The sequence below is a fragment of the Pseudarthrobacter sp. SORGH_AS 212 genome (assembly GCF_030818145.1).
In the GTDB taxonomy this organism is placed as follows: domain Bacteria; phylum Actinomycetota; class Actinomycetes; order Actinomycetales; family Micrococcaceae; genus Arthrobacter.
Genome location: NZ_JAUTAA010000001.1, coordinates 2,606,021 through 2,620,955 on the forward strand (window position 1 = coordinate 2,606,021; position 14,935 = coordinate 2,620,955).

Sequence of the window (14,935 nt, forward strand, 5' to 3'; positions counted from 1 at the left end):
CGACCGACGTTGCAAGGGTCTTTGAGATTGAAGCCATCGCAAAAAGCTGAGTCCTCAGCTCCGCCCCCAGGAAGGAACAAACAGAGCATGCGAACACAGACCGTCGAGGCCGACGTCGTCGTTATTGGAGGAGGTCTGGCCGGCGTCAGTGCAGCGGTTTCTGCAGCGCGCCTTGGAAAACGCGTTGCTCTGATCAACAACCGCCCAGTACTGGGCGGCAACTCATCATCGGAGGTCAGGGTGTGGGTGTGCGGAGCCACGGCCCACGGAAACCAGCGGTGGGCGCGGGAAACCGGAATCATTGGCGAGCTCTATGTCGAAAATCAGTTCCGAAATCCGGAGGGTAACCCCATCCACTGGGACGACGTGGTGCTCGACGCAGTCCGGCGGGAGGAGAACATCTCGCTGTTCCTCAACACCGACGTGCGGGATGTCCTCGCCAGCGGTCCCGACGACGCCCGCACCATAGAGTCTGTGTGCGGCTGGACCATGGGTTCGGAAACCCTGACCACATTCATCGCCCCGGTCTTCCTCGACTGCACCGGCGACGGTTTGGTGGGCCACCTAGCGGGCGCCCAGGCACGGCTAGGGAAGGAAGGGCGGGCGGACTTCGGCGAGGACTGGGCACCGGAAGAACCAGTGCGTGAGTTCCTTGGGTCGACGCTGCTGTTCTACACCAAGGACACGGGACGCCCGATCCGCTTTGTCCCCCCGGAAACTGCGAAGGACATCCGCGAAACATCCATCCCGACCTCGCGCGTCATCCGCAGCGGCGACAACGGCGCCCACTATTGGTGGGTGGAATGGGGCGGGGAACTGGACATTGTGGAGGACAACGAGCGGATCCGTGATGAGCTCAGGTCGGTCATCCTCGGTATTTGGGACTACATCAAGAATTCCGGGGCGTTCGATGCCGAGACCCTCGACCTTGAGTGGATCGGGAACGTACCCGGGAAACGGGAATACCGCCGTCTGGTGGGGGACTACACCCTCCACCAGGGCGATATCGTCGGACAGACGGAATTCGACGATGGCATCGCATATGGCGGCTGGTCCATCGACCTGCACCCCGCTGAAGGGATGTATTCAAGAAATGCCGGAGCCTTGCAGCGTTTCTCGAATGGTGTTTTCGAGATCCCCTTCCGTTCCCTCTATTCTGCGAACGTGGAGAACCTGCTGATGGCCGGCCGCAATGTTTCTGCCACGCACATCGCTTTCGGGGCCGCACGTGTAATGGCCACATGCGCTGCTATGGGGCAGGCTGCGGGGACAGCCGCCTCCCTGGTGCTCGACAAGCGGACAACGCCCCGCGGCCTCTACAAGGAGCACCGCGATGAACTGCGCCAGACCCTGCTCCGCTGGGATGCCCCCGTTCTGGGCGTCCCCAACAACGACCCCGCCGATTTGGCGCGTCGGGCAGCCGTGTCTGCATCGACGTTGACAACGCATATCGGGACGGGAGAACACACTGATCACGAATCCCATAGCCTGGTCAACGACATCGGCATCGTTGTGCCGGTCCATCCGCGACTCGACGCCGTGGAGCTCCTCATCACCGCCCTGCGGGACACGACATTGACGGTGGAAGCCTGGTCAACGGGCAAAACGCAGAACGTTGTCCCCCAACACCTGGAGTCATCGGCAGAGGTCATGATCCCGGCGGGGCACCAACAATGGATCACCGCAGCCATTGGCTGGCCAACCTGCGAGCCCCAAAACGCCGTCGTGGTCCTACGCGCAAATGACGACGTCGTGGTGCATCTGTCGCCGGAGCTGCCACCCGGGGTCCTGACGCTTCTGCGGGCACCCGATTCGGAAGATCAGAATGTGATGATCAGCCAGGAAGAACTCCTTGTGCAGTGGCCAACCAAGCCCTTACGGGGAAAATCCGTGGTGTTCCGTGCCCTTCCGCGGACAGCGGCCTTGGCGCCGGAACGTGCGGTCAGCGGCTATAACCGGCCATTCGGGGGCCCGAACATGTGGGCATCGGCTCCAATGACGGCCGGGCAGCCGGAATGGCTGCGCCTGGATTGGGGCCAAGCGGTGGACGCGCGGGAGGTCCGCGTGGTGTTCGACGATGACGTTGACCTTGAGCTGAACACCCTCCATCATCACCGAAGCCCCCATCTGGTTATCCCTGAGCTCGTCAAGGACTACCGTATTGAGGTGCTGCCGGACAGGCCTCCGTCGGCAGGGAGTGAGTCTTGCGGCGACTGGCTTCCCATTGCGGAAGAGACCGGCAACAGGCGGCGGCACCGCGTTCACCCTGTTCCTCCCGGGGTAGGACCGTTTAAGGCCCTGCGACTGGTTATCACCGCGACGAACGGGGCCGTACAGGCGCGCGTCGTTGCCCTGCGGGTGCAGGAGTGAAATGCGGCGCGATACCCTAACCTACAGATCAGACCGTCCCGGGGGACCCAGCGGGCGACCTTTAGCCAGGAGGACAACAGTGTCCGTTGCCAACTCGGCCTCCGAGCGCAGCACGCCGGTCACCCGGCGGGAGCGTACCGGAATTGTGGCCCTCGCCGTTCCCAACCTGGAGGAACCGTATTTCGCTGAGCTGACGACACTGCTGGCGCGTGGTGCCGAGAAACGGGGCTTGTCCATCCTCATCCAGCAGACTGAAGGCGATCACGACCGGGAGGTGGACGTTGCCAACGGCGTTGGGCTTCCCGCCATCGACGGCCTCATCCATATTCCGCGGTCGCTGACAGTCGGCGACCTCACCCGCCGTACGTCCCCGGGGCCGCTGGTGCTTCTGGGCGAGCACATCCAGGTGAGCCCTTTCACGCATATCTCGATCGATAACCGGGCAGCCGCAGACACTGCCACCGAACACCTGGCATCGGCCGGGTGTGCGCGGGTGGCGTTCATTGGACCACGGGACGCCAGGCCTTCTGACGCGGCCGATCAGCGTTACGCCGGTTACCGCGACGCTGTCGACCGTCTCGCCCTTGCAAAGGAATCCCACCTGGTAGTGTCCGTGGACGCTTTTACGCCCGAGGAAGGTCTGCGCGCGATACGGTCCCTCAAGGCCACAGGCGCAGGCTTTGACGGCGTGGTGTGTTCCAACGATTCCGTTGCCTTCGGCGTACTGGCCGGCCTCAACGAAGCCGGTGTCCGGGTCCCCGGGGACGTGGCAGTCATTGGAATCGACAACGTTCACGCCAGCCAGTTTTCCGTACCGGCGCTAAGCTCTGTCGCCCCCGATGACGGACGAATTGTCGAGGCAGCCTTCAGCGAACTGGAACGGCAGATAGCAGCGCCTCCGGGGTCTGACACCCCCGTCCGTCACATCGTCGTTGATTCTGCCTTGGTTGTGCGGGCGAGCTCATTGCGGGCCAGCGGGGTGCAGGAACGATGAGCTCCCGACACCATCAGATGAGCCACGCCGGATCATCCGGCCCGGCCGGCTACATCGTCCAGGGCTTCGCCGCGGGCGCCAGCCTCGTCCTGCTCAACGATCCACAATTCCCTGACATGTGCGCGCAGCGTCCTCTGCGCCGTTTCGTCGATGCCGTCGTCCATGATCAACCTATCGACCTCGTGGAGCTCGGCGATCGTCGTCAAACCGACGGCGCCCCACTTGCTGGAGTCAGCCAGTACGGTGGTTTCGCGTCCGGCGGCAACGAACGCACGATTAGTTTCCGCTTCCAGGAGGTTTACCGTTGTGAGGCCGGCCTGAATGTCGACGCCGGACACGCCGATGAAGACAAGGTCGCAGTGCAGGCTGCCAAGGGAGCGGACGGCGACGGGGCCCACCATGGCATCGGAAGGCGTGCGGACACCACCGGTCAGTACAACGGTCTGGGTGTACGGTTCGTCCGCACGGTCCGGCCGGGCAAACACATCGGCAACAGGAATCGAATTCGTGACGATGGTCAGTTCCGGGATACCGCGCAACTCCTGGGCCAGAGCCCACAGGGTGGAGCCCCCCGCGAGGCCTACCGCCATTCCGGGAACTACCAGCGCCGCCGCCCTTTTGGCGATACTTCGTTTTTCGGCGGTCATGTTCCGCGCCTGGGTTGCGAAGGTGATGTCGGTTCGTTCGTTCGCGGCTCGAGGCATCGTTGCTCCGCCGCGGACCTTTTCAATCAGCCCCTCGGTGGCGAGGCTTTCGATGTCCCGGCGGACTGTCATCTCGCTGACGCCAAGCACTTCCGCCAGTCCGGTAAGGCTCACCGTTCCAAGCCGGCGTACCTCCGACATGATGCGCGACCTGCGTTCAGCAACAAGCACGGCTTCTCCCTTCAGTTCCCCCCTCAGTCTGCCATGAGTCACCGGCCGCCCTTGGCTGGGGCGGGCGAAGATCGCACATGCTGACGCGCCGGACCGACGGCAGGGGTGCGGTGACAAAGTTTCCCTATTCCAAGTGGTTCCCGGCAGCCCATCGTGATGGCTCATACGGTTATGAAACAGATGGACTGCTGTCCATCCAGCCAGTTGAAGCGCCGGCGAATTTCGCCAGCCTGTGGAAATCCTGGTACAGGCAAGCGGTTCCCGTTCCGGCCTCTGTCCGGCTGACAGAAGTGGCCCCCGTCGAGGGGCGCCGTGTCTACGAAATCGAACACGCGGCGACCGGCGGGCTTCGGCTGCGGGGATGGCTGGCAATGCCAGCAGGCGGCGGAGAGCCGCGTGCTGGTGTGGTGCATGGCCATGGTTATGGCGGGCGGGAGGCAGTCGACTTTTCGCGGGTTCCCGGGGACGCGGCAGTGATGTTCGCGCTGGCCCGCGGACAGGGACGGTTGAACGCCGGCTTGGGAGCCCCTCTTCCGGAAGATGGGCACGTGCTCTTCGGTATTGAGTCCATTGACACGTATGTATTGGGGCGCTGTGCCGTGGACATCTGGCATGCTGCCAGTGCACTTACCGAAGTGGTTGGCGACGTACCGCTCTACTATGTGGGTGAAAGTTTCGGTGGAGGGATCGGCGCGCTGGCAGTTCCGTGGGATCGGCGCTTTGTTGGGGCCACGCTGGTGGTGCCCAGCTTCGGCCACTACGACCTGCGCAACAGCCTTGCCTGCGACGGCAGCGGCGAACGGGTACGTTCCCATGTGCAACTCCACCCGGAAGCCCGTGAGGTCCTTCGGTACTTCGATGCATCGACGGCCGCTACCTTCCTGAAGGTTCCTGTACGGGTGGAGTGCGCTCTGTGGGATAACCATGTTCCGCCGCCTGGCCAGTTCGCCGTGGCGAACGGGGTAGCCTGCGCGTCCAGCCAAGGCCTTGGCGCCGAACTTGACCTGGACATCCAACCCGCTGGACACGTCGAGTACCCCGGCATCCAGCCAGTGCGTCAGGCAGCTTATGCAGCAACTAAGGCGCACCTCGGCCGCAGCCTGGAGGGTGCCGCGCGGCGGGCCTGACACCAACGCAGCAAAGCGAATTTCCCACACAACTTTGCCCTGCCGCCGGCCGGCCGGGTAGCCAGCACCTTGAGCCGCCAACATATACTCCGAACATGCCAATCACGCGCCTCGACCGAGACATCCCAGTGACGCCGTCAGCCTCCACCCGAACCGGAGCGGAGCTGTGAGCGGCGGCCTCGTCGCGCTGCTCGACGACATTGCGGCCCTGGCGCGCATAGCGGCGGCCTCGGTGGACGACGTCGCAGCCGGAGCGGCCAAGGCCGGTGCAAAGGCGGCAGGTGTGGTCATCGACGACGCCGCCGTCACGCCTCAGTACGTATCCGGGGCCGACCCGTCCCGCGAGCTGCCGATGATCAAGAAGATCTTCTGGGGCTCACTGCGCAACAAGCTCCTGATCATCCTGCCGGCGTTGCTCCTGATCAGTGCCTTCATCCCGTGGAGCATTCCGTTCATCCTGATGCTCGGTGGCACCTACCTCTGCTACGAGGGTGCGGAGAAGGTGTGGCACAAGCTCCGCGGCCACCACTCCGCGGACGAAGATTCGCCTGCCGTTGACCGGGGTCCCGAGGCGGAATCCAAGGTGGTCAAGGGTGCCATCACCACCGACTTCATCCTGTCCTGCGAGATCATGGTGATCGCCATGAACGAGGTCCCCGATGCTTCCCTGTGGGTGCGGGCGCTCATCCTGGTGGTGGTCGCGATTGTCATCACCGTGGCGGTGTACGGCGCCGTGGCGCTCATCGTCAAGATGGACGACGTCGGCATGCACCTTGCCGCGAAGGATTCGGCGGGCTCCCAGCGATTTGGCGAGCTCCTGGTCCGGGGGATGCCCGCAGTGCTCGGCGCCATCACCTTCATCGGAACCATCGCCATGCTCTGGGTGGGCGGCCACATCATGCTGCAGGGAACGCACGATCTCGGCTGGCATACACTGTACGACCTTGTCCATGCCCTGGAGCACCCGTTCGCCGGCATTGCGGTGGTGGGCGGCTTCCTGGCCTGGCTCGTGAACACCCTGTGTTCCGCAGTGCTGGGTCTCATCTGGGGGACCATCGTGATGGCTGTTGTGACGCCGCTGCTCAAGGCGCTGCCGTCCAGCAAGGCCAAGGCTAAAGAAGAGCACGGTCACGCGGGCAGCGGCACGACTGACGGCAACCATGCCGCCACAGCCCAGCCGCCGGCGAAGAACGACGGCGGAACGGCCTCCTAGCCGCGGTGCACCGCTGCGGGTGCGAATGAAAACAGAACAACGACGGCGGGCTCCGCACCAGATCAGGTGCGGAGCCCGCCGTCGTCCGTGAAGCCTGTGCAGACCTAGTGCGTCAGGTCCTTGCCCTTCGTCTCCGGGATGCTGAAGACGAACGCGGCGCTGATGACCAGCAGCACCACTGCGTACACGTTGAACACCTGCGGCGCCCCGAGCGAGGTACCCAGCCACTGCTGGAGGTAGGGCGCGGTGCCACCGAACACTGCCACGCAGATGGAGTACGGGACGCCGACGCCAACGGTGCGGATCGACGTCGGGAAGAGCTCGGCGTACACGGCGGGAACGATGGCGGCGCTCGCGGCGATGAAGATCAGCATGACGGACATCGATACTGCCAGCTGCCACGCGGAATCCTTCAGCAGCCAAGTCATCGGGAAGTGGAACACCGCCGAGCCGATGGCGCCGGCCCACAGCACTTTCTTGCGGCCGATGCGGTCGGACAGCTTGCCCCAGAAGGGGAGGGCGGCAATGAACACGATGTTGGCGACCACGCCGGCCCACAGGGCTTCGCCTCGGTCGATCTTCAGAGCGGTAGTGGCGTAGCTCGGTGCCACGACGCCCCAGATGTAGTAGATCACCGTGAGCCCGACGGTCAGCCCGATCACCTGCAGGGCCTGCTTGCGGTACTGGACAACCTGCGGCCAGATCGGGGCACGCTTCTCCGTCTTTGACTCGCCTTCAAACGCCTCGGTTTCGTGCAGCCGTGACCGCATAATCAGGGCGTACAGGCCCATCGCGGCGCCCAGCAGGAACGGGACCCGCCAGCCCCAGGCGTTCATGGCCTCGGCGGTCATTGTCATGTTCAGGACCGCGCCCAGCAGGGTGCCGAACAGGATTCCCACCGTCCCCGATGTGTAGATGAGGGTGGCCCAGAATCCGCGGTGCTCCTTGGGCGCCATCTCGGACAGGTACGTCTGCGACGACGGGAGCTCGCCGCCGTGCGCCAGGCCCTGGACCAGCCGGGCCACCAAAAGCATCAGGGATGCCCAGGCGCCGACGGCGGCGAAGGTGGGTGCGACGCCGATCATCAGGCTGCCCAGGGAGGCGAGGCCAACGGCGAGGGTCATGGACGCTTTGCGGCCCACCCTGTCGCCGATCCAGCCGAAGAGGAAGCCACCGAACGGGCGGGCCACGAAGCCGACGGCGAAGATGGCCAGGGTGGACAGCACGGCCGAGGCCGGGTCCTGCTTGCTGAACAACTGGCTGGCGATGAACGGGGTGAACGTGGCGTAAATGGCCCAGTCGTACCATTCGACGGCGTTGCCGATGCCGGTGCCGACGACGGTCTTGGCGGTGGACATGCGTCCAGTCTGCTGCTTGCTTACTGCAATGGACATGGTGGCTTCCTGGTGGTCGGTTCGGATGGTGGTGGCGGGCAGCGGCGCTGCTGCCGGCTGTGAGTCTTGTCGGCTATGACGCGGCGGAAAGTGTGGCCAGCCGCGAGATCGCGAGCTGGGCGTAGAGCGCCGCTCCATCAGCCAGCACGCCGTCGTCGAAGGTTGCGTAGGGGGAGTGGTTGAACGGTGAAGTGGCGTGGTCGGCGCCCGGCGCGACGGCGCTGAGGCCAATGAACGTGCCCGGCACCTCTGCCAGCACCCTGGAGAAGTCCTCCGAGCCGCTGAGCGGAGTAGCCCAGCGGGCCAGGCGGCGCTCGCCGAAGAGGCTGCCGATGACCTTTTCGGCGGTGTGCGTCTCGTCCTCATCGGTAATGGTGAGCGGGTACTCCTGCAGGTAGTCGACGGCGACCTCCACCCCGTGTGCGGCGGCAATCCCCTTGAGCAGGCGCGGCACGGCCTCCATCATCTTTACGCGGGACGCTTCGGAGAACGTCCGGATGGTGGCCTCGATGCGGGCCGACTCCGGGATGACGTTCCGTTTGGTGCCGGCATGCAGCACGCCCACGGACAGGACCACGGGATCGAACATGTTGAACTGCCGGGTGACCATCACCTGCAGGGCGGTCACCATCTCCGCTGCAACCGTCACGGGGTCCTTGGCCGAATGCGGTGCCGAACCGTGGCCGCCGGCGCCCAGCACGGTGACCTCCAGCCCGTCGGAGGCACTGAGCATGACGCCCGGCTTGGTGCAGAACGTGCCGTGCGGCTCCAGCGAGGAGAACACGTGCATGCCGTAGGCCGCCTGGACGCGGGGGCCTGCGGCGTCCAGGACGCCTTCGCGGAGCATATAGCTGGCGCCGTCGAAGCCTTCCTCGCCCGGCTGGAACATGAGGACGACGTCGCCGGCCAGCTGGTGCCGCTTCTCGGCCAGGAGGGTGGCGGCTCCGGCGAGCATGGACGTGTGCAGGTCGTGGCCGCAGGCGTGCATGGCGCCATCGGCCTGGGAGGTGAAGTCCACCCCGGTCTTCTCCTGGACAGGGAGGCCGTCCATGTCCGCGCGGAGCAGGACGGCCGGGCGGGCATTGCTGACGCCGGCATTCTTTTGCTCTCCGGCGCCCGGGTGGCCGCCGCGCAGGACTGCAGTGACCGACGTCGTGTCCTTGCCCAGGGTGATCTCATAGGGAAGTCCGTCCAGCGCCTGAAGAACCCGCTCCTGGGTGCGTGGGAGGTGGAGCCCGATTTCCGGTTGCCGGTGCAGGTCGTGGCGGAGGCGGGTCAGGTCTTGCTGCAGGTCCTTGGCATCGGTGGTAATCGTCATTCCCGCTCCTCGGCGTCGGTCAGTCCTTCTCGTCGACTATTCTGGAGTGGCGTGGTTCACATTCCCGTTTAGCGCAGGAAATATGCTGTGTGGCCGGCCTCTCCCCACGATTCATGCACTACATGAGAAGGATGGATATGGAGCTCAGCGAGGAGGATCTTGCCCTGATCCAGGTCCTGCAGACCTCACCGAGGTTGGGTTGGGCTGATGCGGCCAAAGTACTCGACGTTCACGCCACCACCCTCGCGGCCCGGTGGGAGCGGCTGAAGTCCAGCGGTACCGCATGGGTGACGGCCCATCTGGCGGGTGATCCTCAGCAGATGCTTCTGGCATTCGTGGCCGTGGACTGCGAGATGAACCAGCGGGAAGCCGTGACCGCGCAACTCACAGCCATCCCGGAGATCGTCACCGTCGAGGAGGCCGCCAGCCACCGGGACCTCATGCTGACCGTGATCACCAAAACCCTTGAGGAGTTCAGCGAGAAGGTAGTCGCCCGGTTCAAGGCCATCCGCGGGCTGACCAAGTACCAGATCTCGCTGTGCACCCGGTTGCACAGCAGCGGTGACGCCTGGCGGCTCAACATTCTCGACAAACCGCAACTGGCGACGCTGCGGACGCTCGGAAATCAGGCTGCGTCCGGCGGCAGTCCTGCGCCGGCCCAGCTTCCCGCCAGCCACCTGGACCTGCTGCCCTACCTGGCGCGGGACGGCAGGGCCACCGCGGCGGATATTGCCCGCGGCCTGGGCCGGCAGCCGGCCACGGTACAGCGCCAGTTAAACCGGGTGCTGGGCAGCGGCATACTGCTGTTCCGCTGCGAGGTGGCCCAGGGACTGTCCTCCTACCCCGTGACCTGCCAGTGGTTCGCTAACGTTCCGGCAGGCCGGCACGAGGAAGCAGCGGCGGCGATCCGCACCATCAGTAATGTCCGGCTCAGTGCCTCCACCACCGGGCCCACGAACTTCGTGATCATCATGTGGCTGCATTCCCTGGCCGACGTCATGACGGCAGAACTGACCCTGCAGCAGAAGGTACCCGGCATCGACCTGGTGGAAAGCGTGGTCATGCTCAGCACCGTCAAACGCGTGGGTTGGCTGCTGAACCGGGATACGACGGCGAGTGGCGCCGTCGTCCATGCCGGCGGCTTGGAGATGGCCGGCTGACGTGTGTCCCCGGCGGGCCCGGATACAGAGGTGAGCCAGGGGCTTGGCCCCTGGCTCACCGGGTTTGGATCAGCTATGCGAGTTGACGCCTGTTAGCGTGCCGCTTCTCATCCATCCGGACCATTCAAGCCGGCCATTGCGATCGACTACAGCGAACCGGATCTCGTGGTAAACCTCTTCGGGGCCGCGGCGATCAAGCTTGCGGCTCACACGGTCATACCTGTCAACGATCTCGTAGCGGTCGCCGCGGTGCACGTAGTAGGTGAAGCCGTCATACATGCCTTCGTGCAGCTTGGTGTCGCGGCCACGATCCTTTTCGTAGCGCTTTTGCTGGATGTGGACGAGCTTCATCCCGTCACCACATCTCACACTTACCGGGAAGTTCACCCAATCGCCGCGGGCATCCTGCGGTGTCAGGGGTTTGACGGTACAACCATTTCTGTAGTTGTCATTGGCCTGGGCCGGTGCGGCGATTACCGCGGCACCGCCAAGAAGGCCCAGGGTGAGGGCTGGAACGAGCGCCATTTTCGCCCTGATGGACCGGGTTTTCAGTGTTGGGGTGATTGACATTTTCTTGCTCCTGAAAGGATGCATTTCCCATTTGTGCAGGGTGCGAGTGTCCCTGCTAAGGCAGCGCTGAGCGCGCGACCGGGCAAGTCGCGATTGACCAGTATGGCGGCAACAGCCTGCCTGTCCCATTTCAAACAGCACGCCCGACTGAGCGGGGGCTTGACTCACCGGAGTTCGTGATCCGGTTATCTAAGCGTGGACCCGCACACGGTCTTATTCCATATGCCGAAGTACCTTTTTTGACGCGTTTTTGCGACCCGTTCAGGGATCCTCGCGGGGTGCTGCACGTGCCAGGTATCCTCCATTGACTTCAGGTCCGGCAGGGCTACGGTTATAGGTAACCAGCTGTCTGGTTCGACGGGTGTGCACCGGGGGCATAGGTGCATGCGGAAACAGGTCTCGCTTCACAAACCGTTTCATCGGTATCCGATTCATGGCCCGCCTTACGGCGGGCTTCCCTGCACTGACCCACAGATTGTGTTCCAGTGACCGCTAATTTCATCAGAGCGTTGGCAGTGAAATCATTTGATCTTCCGGATAGGAAGCGCTGCCCGGACAAGGCCGAGTTCGACCTTGTCACCGTTGACGACTACACCGTGGCCCGCCTCATCCTCGCCCCTGGCTGGCGATGGTCCGAATCCGCCAAACCCACTGAGCTGACAGCCTTCTGCGAGCATCACCACCTCGGCTACTGCATCTCAGGCCGGCTGGACATCGAAACGGCCGACGGCGGGTGCTCGTCAATTCACGCGCACGATACCTACGCGCTCCCTCCCGGGCACGACGAGTGGGTGGTGGGCAACGAGCCGTTCGTCGCCGTCGAGTTCCTTGGCGCTGCATCCTTCGGACGGCCGCGGAGCTACGGCATGCATGCGCTGACGTAGCTCCCGGCGTGCCCAGGCCTACACATGCCAGGGCCTACAAGTCAGTTCTTTGGGATCCAGGTTTCGTAGGCCCTGTGCTTTGGCCGCAAGCAGCCCTATTGAACGGCAGGGTTCCCCGCTATGCTCTGGGTGCATCGACTGCATACGAGATTCCGGGGTAAGGGAGTTCCATGAAACCGCTGCCTGCACTTGAGCTAGTAACCCGCTTTGAGGACGCCGAATGGCTTGATCCAGTGGCCAAGAGCGTGCGGAAAGCAGTCAAGAAAATCATCCCGCCCGGCTGGATGCGCGATGTCCTCCACGGCGTCCCCGTGGGACACCCCGTGCACCCGTTGGCCGTTCAGGTCCCCATGGGCGCGTGGATTTCGGCCGCAGTGCTCGACGCTGTTCCCGGGACCGAGCAGGCGGCCAAGATCCTGGTGGGTGTGGGTGCCCTGAGCGCTGTCCCGTCGGCCGTGGCTGGATTCACGGACTGGACGCAGTTGCATCCCCAGCAGCAGCGCGTGGGGTTGGTCCATGCGGCCGCCAACATCGCGGCCACCAGCCTGTACTCGGCGTCGCTGGTCCAACGTGCCAGGGGCAGCCACGCGAGCGGCAAGGTGCTGGCCTACCTGGGCCTCGCCGTAGTGAGCGGCGGAGGCTTCCTGGGCGGCCATCTGACGTATCGGCAGGCAGCCGGCGTGAACCACAGTGAAGAAATTCCGCACCGGTTCCCGTCGGGGTGGCATGCCCTGGCGCCACTTGCAGAATTGCCCGACGGAAAGCTTGATAAGCGCGTGGTTGCCGGGCTGAACCTTCTGGTCTTCCGTGAAGGGGACAGCGTCAGCGTGCTCTCCGATGTCTGCAGCCACCTCTCCGGCCCCCTGCATGAGGGCAAGCTCAAGAGTTCCAACCTTGCGGACGACGGCGGGCCCTGCGTCGTCTGCCCCTGGCACCGGAGCACGTTCTCCCTCCGGACCGGCGAAGTTGTGGCGGGCCCGGCTACAGCGAAGCAGCCGCGGTTCGACACCCGCATCACCGACGGCATTGTGGAGGTCAGCCTTCCCGGCGCAGACGGGTAAAAACCGCCCACGGATCACTCTGCCGCGGCATCACGCCTGCCGACGGGTACGAACTGCCGACAAATCTCGACTGCCCACGCACCACGCCTTCTGTCTGGCTGCGGCTGGTGACGTGTCACGCAGCAATGCCTATTGGCTGAGCAGAAGGCTCACTCGCGACTTCCTGGATTCAGGCGGCGAGGTAGGCCGTGAGTGCGCGTTCGAGCGGGCTTAGGTTGTCCGGCTGCATGCTTGCCGGAGCGCCTGATGCTCTGGTCGGGCTGGGCCTACCCGCAGTGCCAGCGGCTCCGGCTGATACAAGATCTGTGGCTGGTGCAGGGTCTCCGACAGTTGTCAGGTGTCTGTCCGGTGCCGTGTGTCCGATCGCGCCGGGCACGCTGGTCACGACAGATTCCTCGGCCGCGCCAACGTCGCCGCCCGGCGCAAGGTCTCCGGTCGATGCTGAGTCTCCGGGCGCGACGACGTCTCCTGTCAGGGCCCTGTCCTGTTCGAGTTCGAGGAGTGCGGGTGGCCAGTGTGGTTGTTGTGGGTGGGGGTGTTGGCCCGGGTAGTGGCGGCCGGTGGGGGAGGTCCAGCCGGGTGGTTCAGTCCCGGTTGCTGGTGTGGGGGTCCAGCGGCTGTTGTGCTTCAGCCGGTGATGTTTCGGGCAGAGTTGGGCCAGGTTGCTGATTCCTGTTGTCCCGTGGTGCTGCCAGGCGGTGAGGTGGTCCGTTTCGTTGTCTGTGCTGGGGTTGGTGCAGCCGGGGAAGGTGCAGTGCCCGTCGCGCATCCTGATCCAGCGTTTCATCGCCTCCGTCAGCCGGTAACTGGTCCTACCGATCTCCAGCGGTGCGCCGTCGCGGGGATCGACGAGGACCCGGTAAAACGAGGTCGCCCCGTCGGCGACGAGTTTCCGTGCCATGGCCGCCGGGATGGGCCCGTACCCGTCCAAATCTGCCGGTTCATCAGTGATGCCCAGCAGGGCGAGCAGCGGGACGGTCACCAGGACGTCGGCTTTCGGTGCCGGGACCTTGCTGAGATCAATCGCGAACGGGTCGCTCCCGCCACCGGGTTTTTGGCCGTCGTTGGACTGGCCGGTGGCAGCTGTACCGGTGGCAGCTGTACCGGTGGCAGCGGCCCCGGTGTGGGTGCCGAGGAGGAGCCTGGCGGCGGTGTCGGGGCGGAGCTGGGTGAGGGTGCGGGTCTCGCCGGGGCCTTGGAGGCCGCGGGCGATCGCTGTGGTCTTGTTCCAGATGGCGCAGGCGGTGTCCGCGGGCAGGATCAGGGTAATCGTTGCCATCCCGTCGGCGTCTGGGCGGTATTCCATCCGCCGGTCCGCCACACACCTCGCATGCCGGGTTGCGAGGGAGGCGGGGTAGGTGCGTTCGCGCCAGGTCCTGACTTTCCGGCGGAACAGGTGCGGCACGAGGTCACCGGGTGCCAACCCGCGGGCACGGTTGGGGGCGTCGGGGTCGAAGAAGTGCGCCACCAGCGCCTCAGCACTCTCGGGGGCGAGGCAGTCCGCTTCGTCGGCCACAATCACCGCATGCCGCCACGACATCAACCCCGCAGCCAGCGCACCGGCAACAAGGGGCATCGCACAGACCTTCCGGGACTGGCTGATGAACGCTGCCGCCGCACCCGGGCTGAGCGTCAGGACCCCGGCGACTTCCGCGGTCGTGGACATCTCCACGAACGCCCGCTCCGAGTCTGTGGCGTCCGGCGGCGTCATCGCCTCCTGAAACTCGGCGAACTCAGCGGCGTCCCGGGCCTTGCCCGCCGCGATCTGGGCTTCCAGCCTGCTCCAGAACGCCAACCGCTGCAGCCGCAGCTCAGACTTCCGCTCCAAACCATCAACATCAGCACCGCCGGAACCAGCCACATATGGAGCGTTCGCGCCAAACACATCCGAGCCAGCCCGGTCCAGCTCCTCGTCCTTCAGGAACAGCACGTCGAGGCTGGCGACAGAGGCCCGAAGACCCTCCATCAC

12 protein-coding genes are annotated in these 14,935 nt (G+C 64.8%); 7 read left to right on the forward strand and 5 right to left on the reverse strand.

What is annotated here, in order from left to right; genetic code table 11:
- The first annotated feature begins 87 nt into the window (after positions 1 to 87).
- Together QE394_RS11840 and QE394_RS11845 are read left to right on the forward strand one after the other, a co-directional pair.
- Positions 88 to 2,370, forward strand: coding sequence for an FAD-dependent oxidoreductase (locus tag QE394_RS11840; protein ID WP_056080871.1), 2,283 nt, complete (start codon positions 88 to 90; stop codon positions 2,368 to 2,370).
- Between the two features lie 79 nt (positions 2,371 to 2,449).
- Positions 2,450 to 3,364: a substrate-binding domain-containing protein gene (locus QE394_RS11845; RefSeq protein WP_056080868.1), complete on the forward strand. Its 915-nt coding sequence runs from the start codon at positions 2,450 to 2,452 to the stop codon at positions 3,362 to 3,364.
- A gap of 32 nt (positions 3,365 to 3,396) precedes the next feature.
- Here the strand turns inward: QE394_RS11845 and QE394_RS11850 are convergent, their stop codons facing one another.
- Complete coding sequence (locus tag QE394_RS11850; protein WP_326493563.1) at positions 3,397 to 4,281, reverse strand: DeoR/GlpR family DNA-binding transcription regulator; 885 nt, start codon at positions 4,279 to 4,281, stop codon at positions 3,397 to 3,399.
- Positions 4,282 to 4,316: 35 nt separating this feature from the next.
- On the opposite strand from QE394_RS11850, the gene QE394_RS11855 reads away from it, so the two are divergent.
- Together QE394_RS11855 and QE394_RS11860 are read left to right on the forward strand one after the other, a co-directional pair.
- Complete coding sequence (locus tag QE394_RS11855) at positions 4,317 to 5,366, forward strand: acetylxylan esterase (protein ID WP_349034589.1); 1,050 nt, start codon at positions 4,317 to 4,319, stop codon at positions 5,364 to 5,366.
- A 166-nt stretch (positions 5,367 to 5,532) separates the two neighbouring features.
- Entirely contained in the window at positions 5,533 to 6,579 is a 1,047-nt protein-coding gene (locus QE394_RS11860; RefSeq protein ID WP_261621034.1) for a DUF808 domain-containing protein, read from the forward strand.
- Between the two features lie 104 nt (positions 6,580 to 6,683).
- On the opposite strand, the gene QE394_RS11865 is transcribed toward QE394_RS11860, so the two are convergent.
- Together QE394_RS11865 and QE394_RS11870 are read right to left on the reverse strand one after the other, a co-directional pair.
- A complete protein-coding gene (locus QE394_RS11865) occupies positions 6,684 to 7,973 on the reverse strand; it encodes an MFS transporter (RefSeq protein ID WP_261621035.1) in 1,290 nt (429 codons plus the stop codon).
- Positions 7,974 to 8,046: 73 nt separating this feature from the next.
- Positions 8,047 to 9,291, reverse strand: a complete 1,245-nt coding sequence (locus QE394_RS11870) for a M20 family metallopeptidase (RefSeq protein WP_349034590.1) — start codon at positions 9,289 to 9,291, stop codon at positions 8,047 to 8,049.
- Between the two features lie 137 nt (positions 9,292 to 9,428).
- On the opposite strand from QE394_RS11870, the gene QE394_RS11875 reads away from it, so the two are divergent.
- On the forward strand, positions 9,429 to 10,451 hold the full coding sequence (locus QE394_RS11875) for an Lrp/AsnC family transcriptional regulator (RefSeq protein ID WP_056080850.1): 1,023 nt from the start codon (positions 9,429 to 9,431) through the stop codon (positions 10,449 to 10,451).
- A gap of 69 nt (positions 10,452 to 10,520) precedes the next feature.
- Here the strand turns inward: QE394_RS11875 and QE394_RS11880 are convergent, their stop codons facing one another.
- Positions 10,521 to 11,021, reverse strand: coding sequence for a hypothetical protein (locus QE394_RS11880; protein ID WP_349034591.1), 501 nt, complete (start codon positions 11,019 to 11,021; stop codon positions 10,521 to 10,523).
- A 515-nt stretch (positions 11,022 to 11,536) separates the two neighbouring features.
- Here QE394_RS11880 and QE394_RS11885 point away from each other — a divergent pair.
- Both QE394_RS11885 and QE394_RS11890 read left to right on the forward strand, forming a co-directional pair.
- Positions 11,537 to 11,905: a cupin domain-containing protein gene (locus tag QE394_RS11885; protein WP_349034592.1), complete on the forward strand. Its 369-nt coding sequence runs from the start codon at positions 11,537 to 11,539 to the stop codon at positions 11,903 to 11,905.
- Positions 11,906 to 12,075: 170 nt separating this feature from the next.
- Positions 12,076 to 12,966, forward strand: coding sequence for a Rieske 2Fe-2S domain-containing protein (locus QE394_RS11890; protein WP_056080843.1), 891 nt, complete (start codon positions 12,076 to 12,078; stop codon positions 12,964 to 12,966).
- A gap of 169 nt (positions 12,967 to 13,135) precedes the next feature.
- Here QE394_RS11890 and QE394_RS11895 read toward each other — a convergent pair whose 3' ends face one another.
- Positions 13,136 to 14,932 carry an HNH endonuclease gene (locus QE394_RS11895; RefSeq protein ID WP_349035405.1) on the reverse strand — a complete coding sequence of 599 codons (1,797 nt, stop codon included), beginning with the start codon at positions 14,930 to 14,932 and terminating at the stop codon, positions 13,136 to 13,138.
- Between the last annotated feature and the right edge of the window lie 3 nt (positions 14,933 to 14,935).

Coding starts and splice junctions, on each gene's coding strand:
- QE394_RS11890 (WP_056080843.1), top strand. CDS start 12,076: ATGAAACCGCTGCCTGCACTTGAGCTAGTAACCCGCTTTGAGGACGCC.
- QE394_RS11865 (WP_261621035.1), bottom strand. CDS start 7,973: ATGTCCATTGCAGTAAGCAAGCAGCAGACTGGACGCATGTCCACCGCC.
- QE394_RS11875 (WP_056080850.1), top strand. CDS start 9,429: ATGGAGCTCAGCGAGGAGGATCTTGCCCTGATCCAGGTCCTGCAGACC.
- QE394_RS11895 (WP_349035405.1), bottom strand. CDS start 14,932: ATGGAGGGTCTTCGGGCCTCTGTCGCCAGCCTCGACGTGCTGTTCCTG.
- QE394_RS11870 (WP_349034590.1), bottom strand. CDS start 9,291: ATGACGATTACCACCGATGCCAAGGACCTGCAGCAAGACCTGACCCGC.
- QE394_RS11880 (WP_349034591.1), bottom strand. CDS start 11,021: ATGTCAATCACCCCAACACTGAAAACCCGGTCCATCAGGGCGAAAATG.
- QE394_RS11840 (WP_056080871.1), top strand. CDS start 88: ATGCGAACACAGACCGTCGAGGCCGACGTCGTCGTTATTGGAGGAGGT.
- QE394_RS11855 (WP_349034589.1), top strand. CDS start 4,317: ATGCTGACGCGCCGGACCGACGGCAGGGGTGCGGTGACAAAGTTTCCC.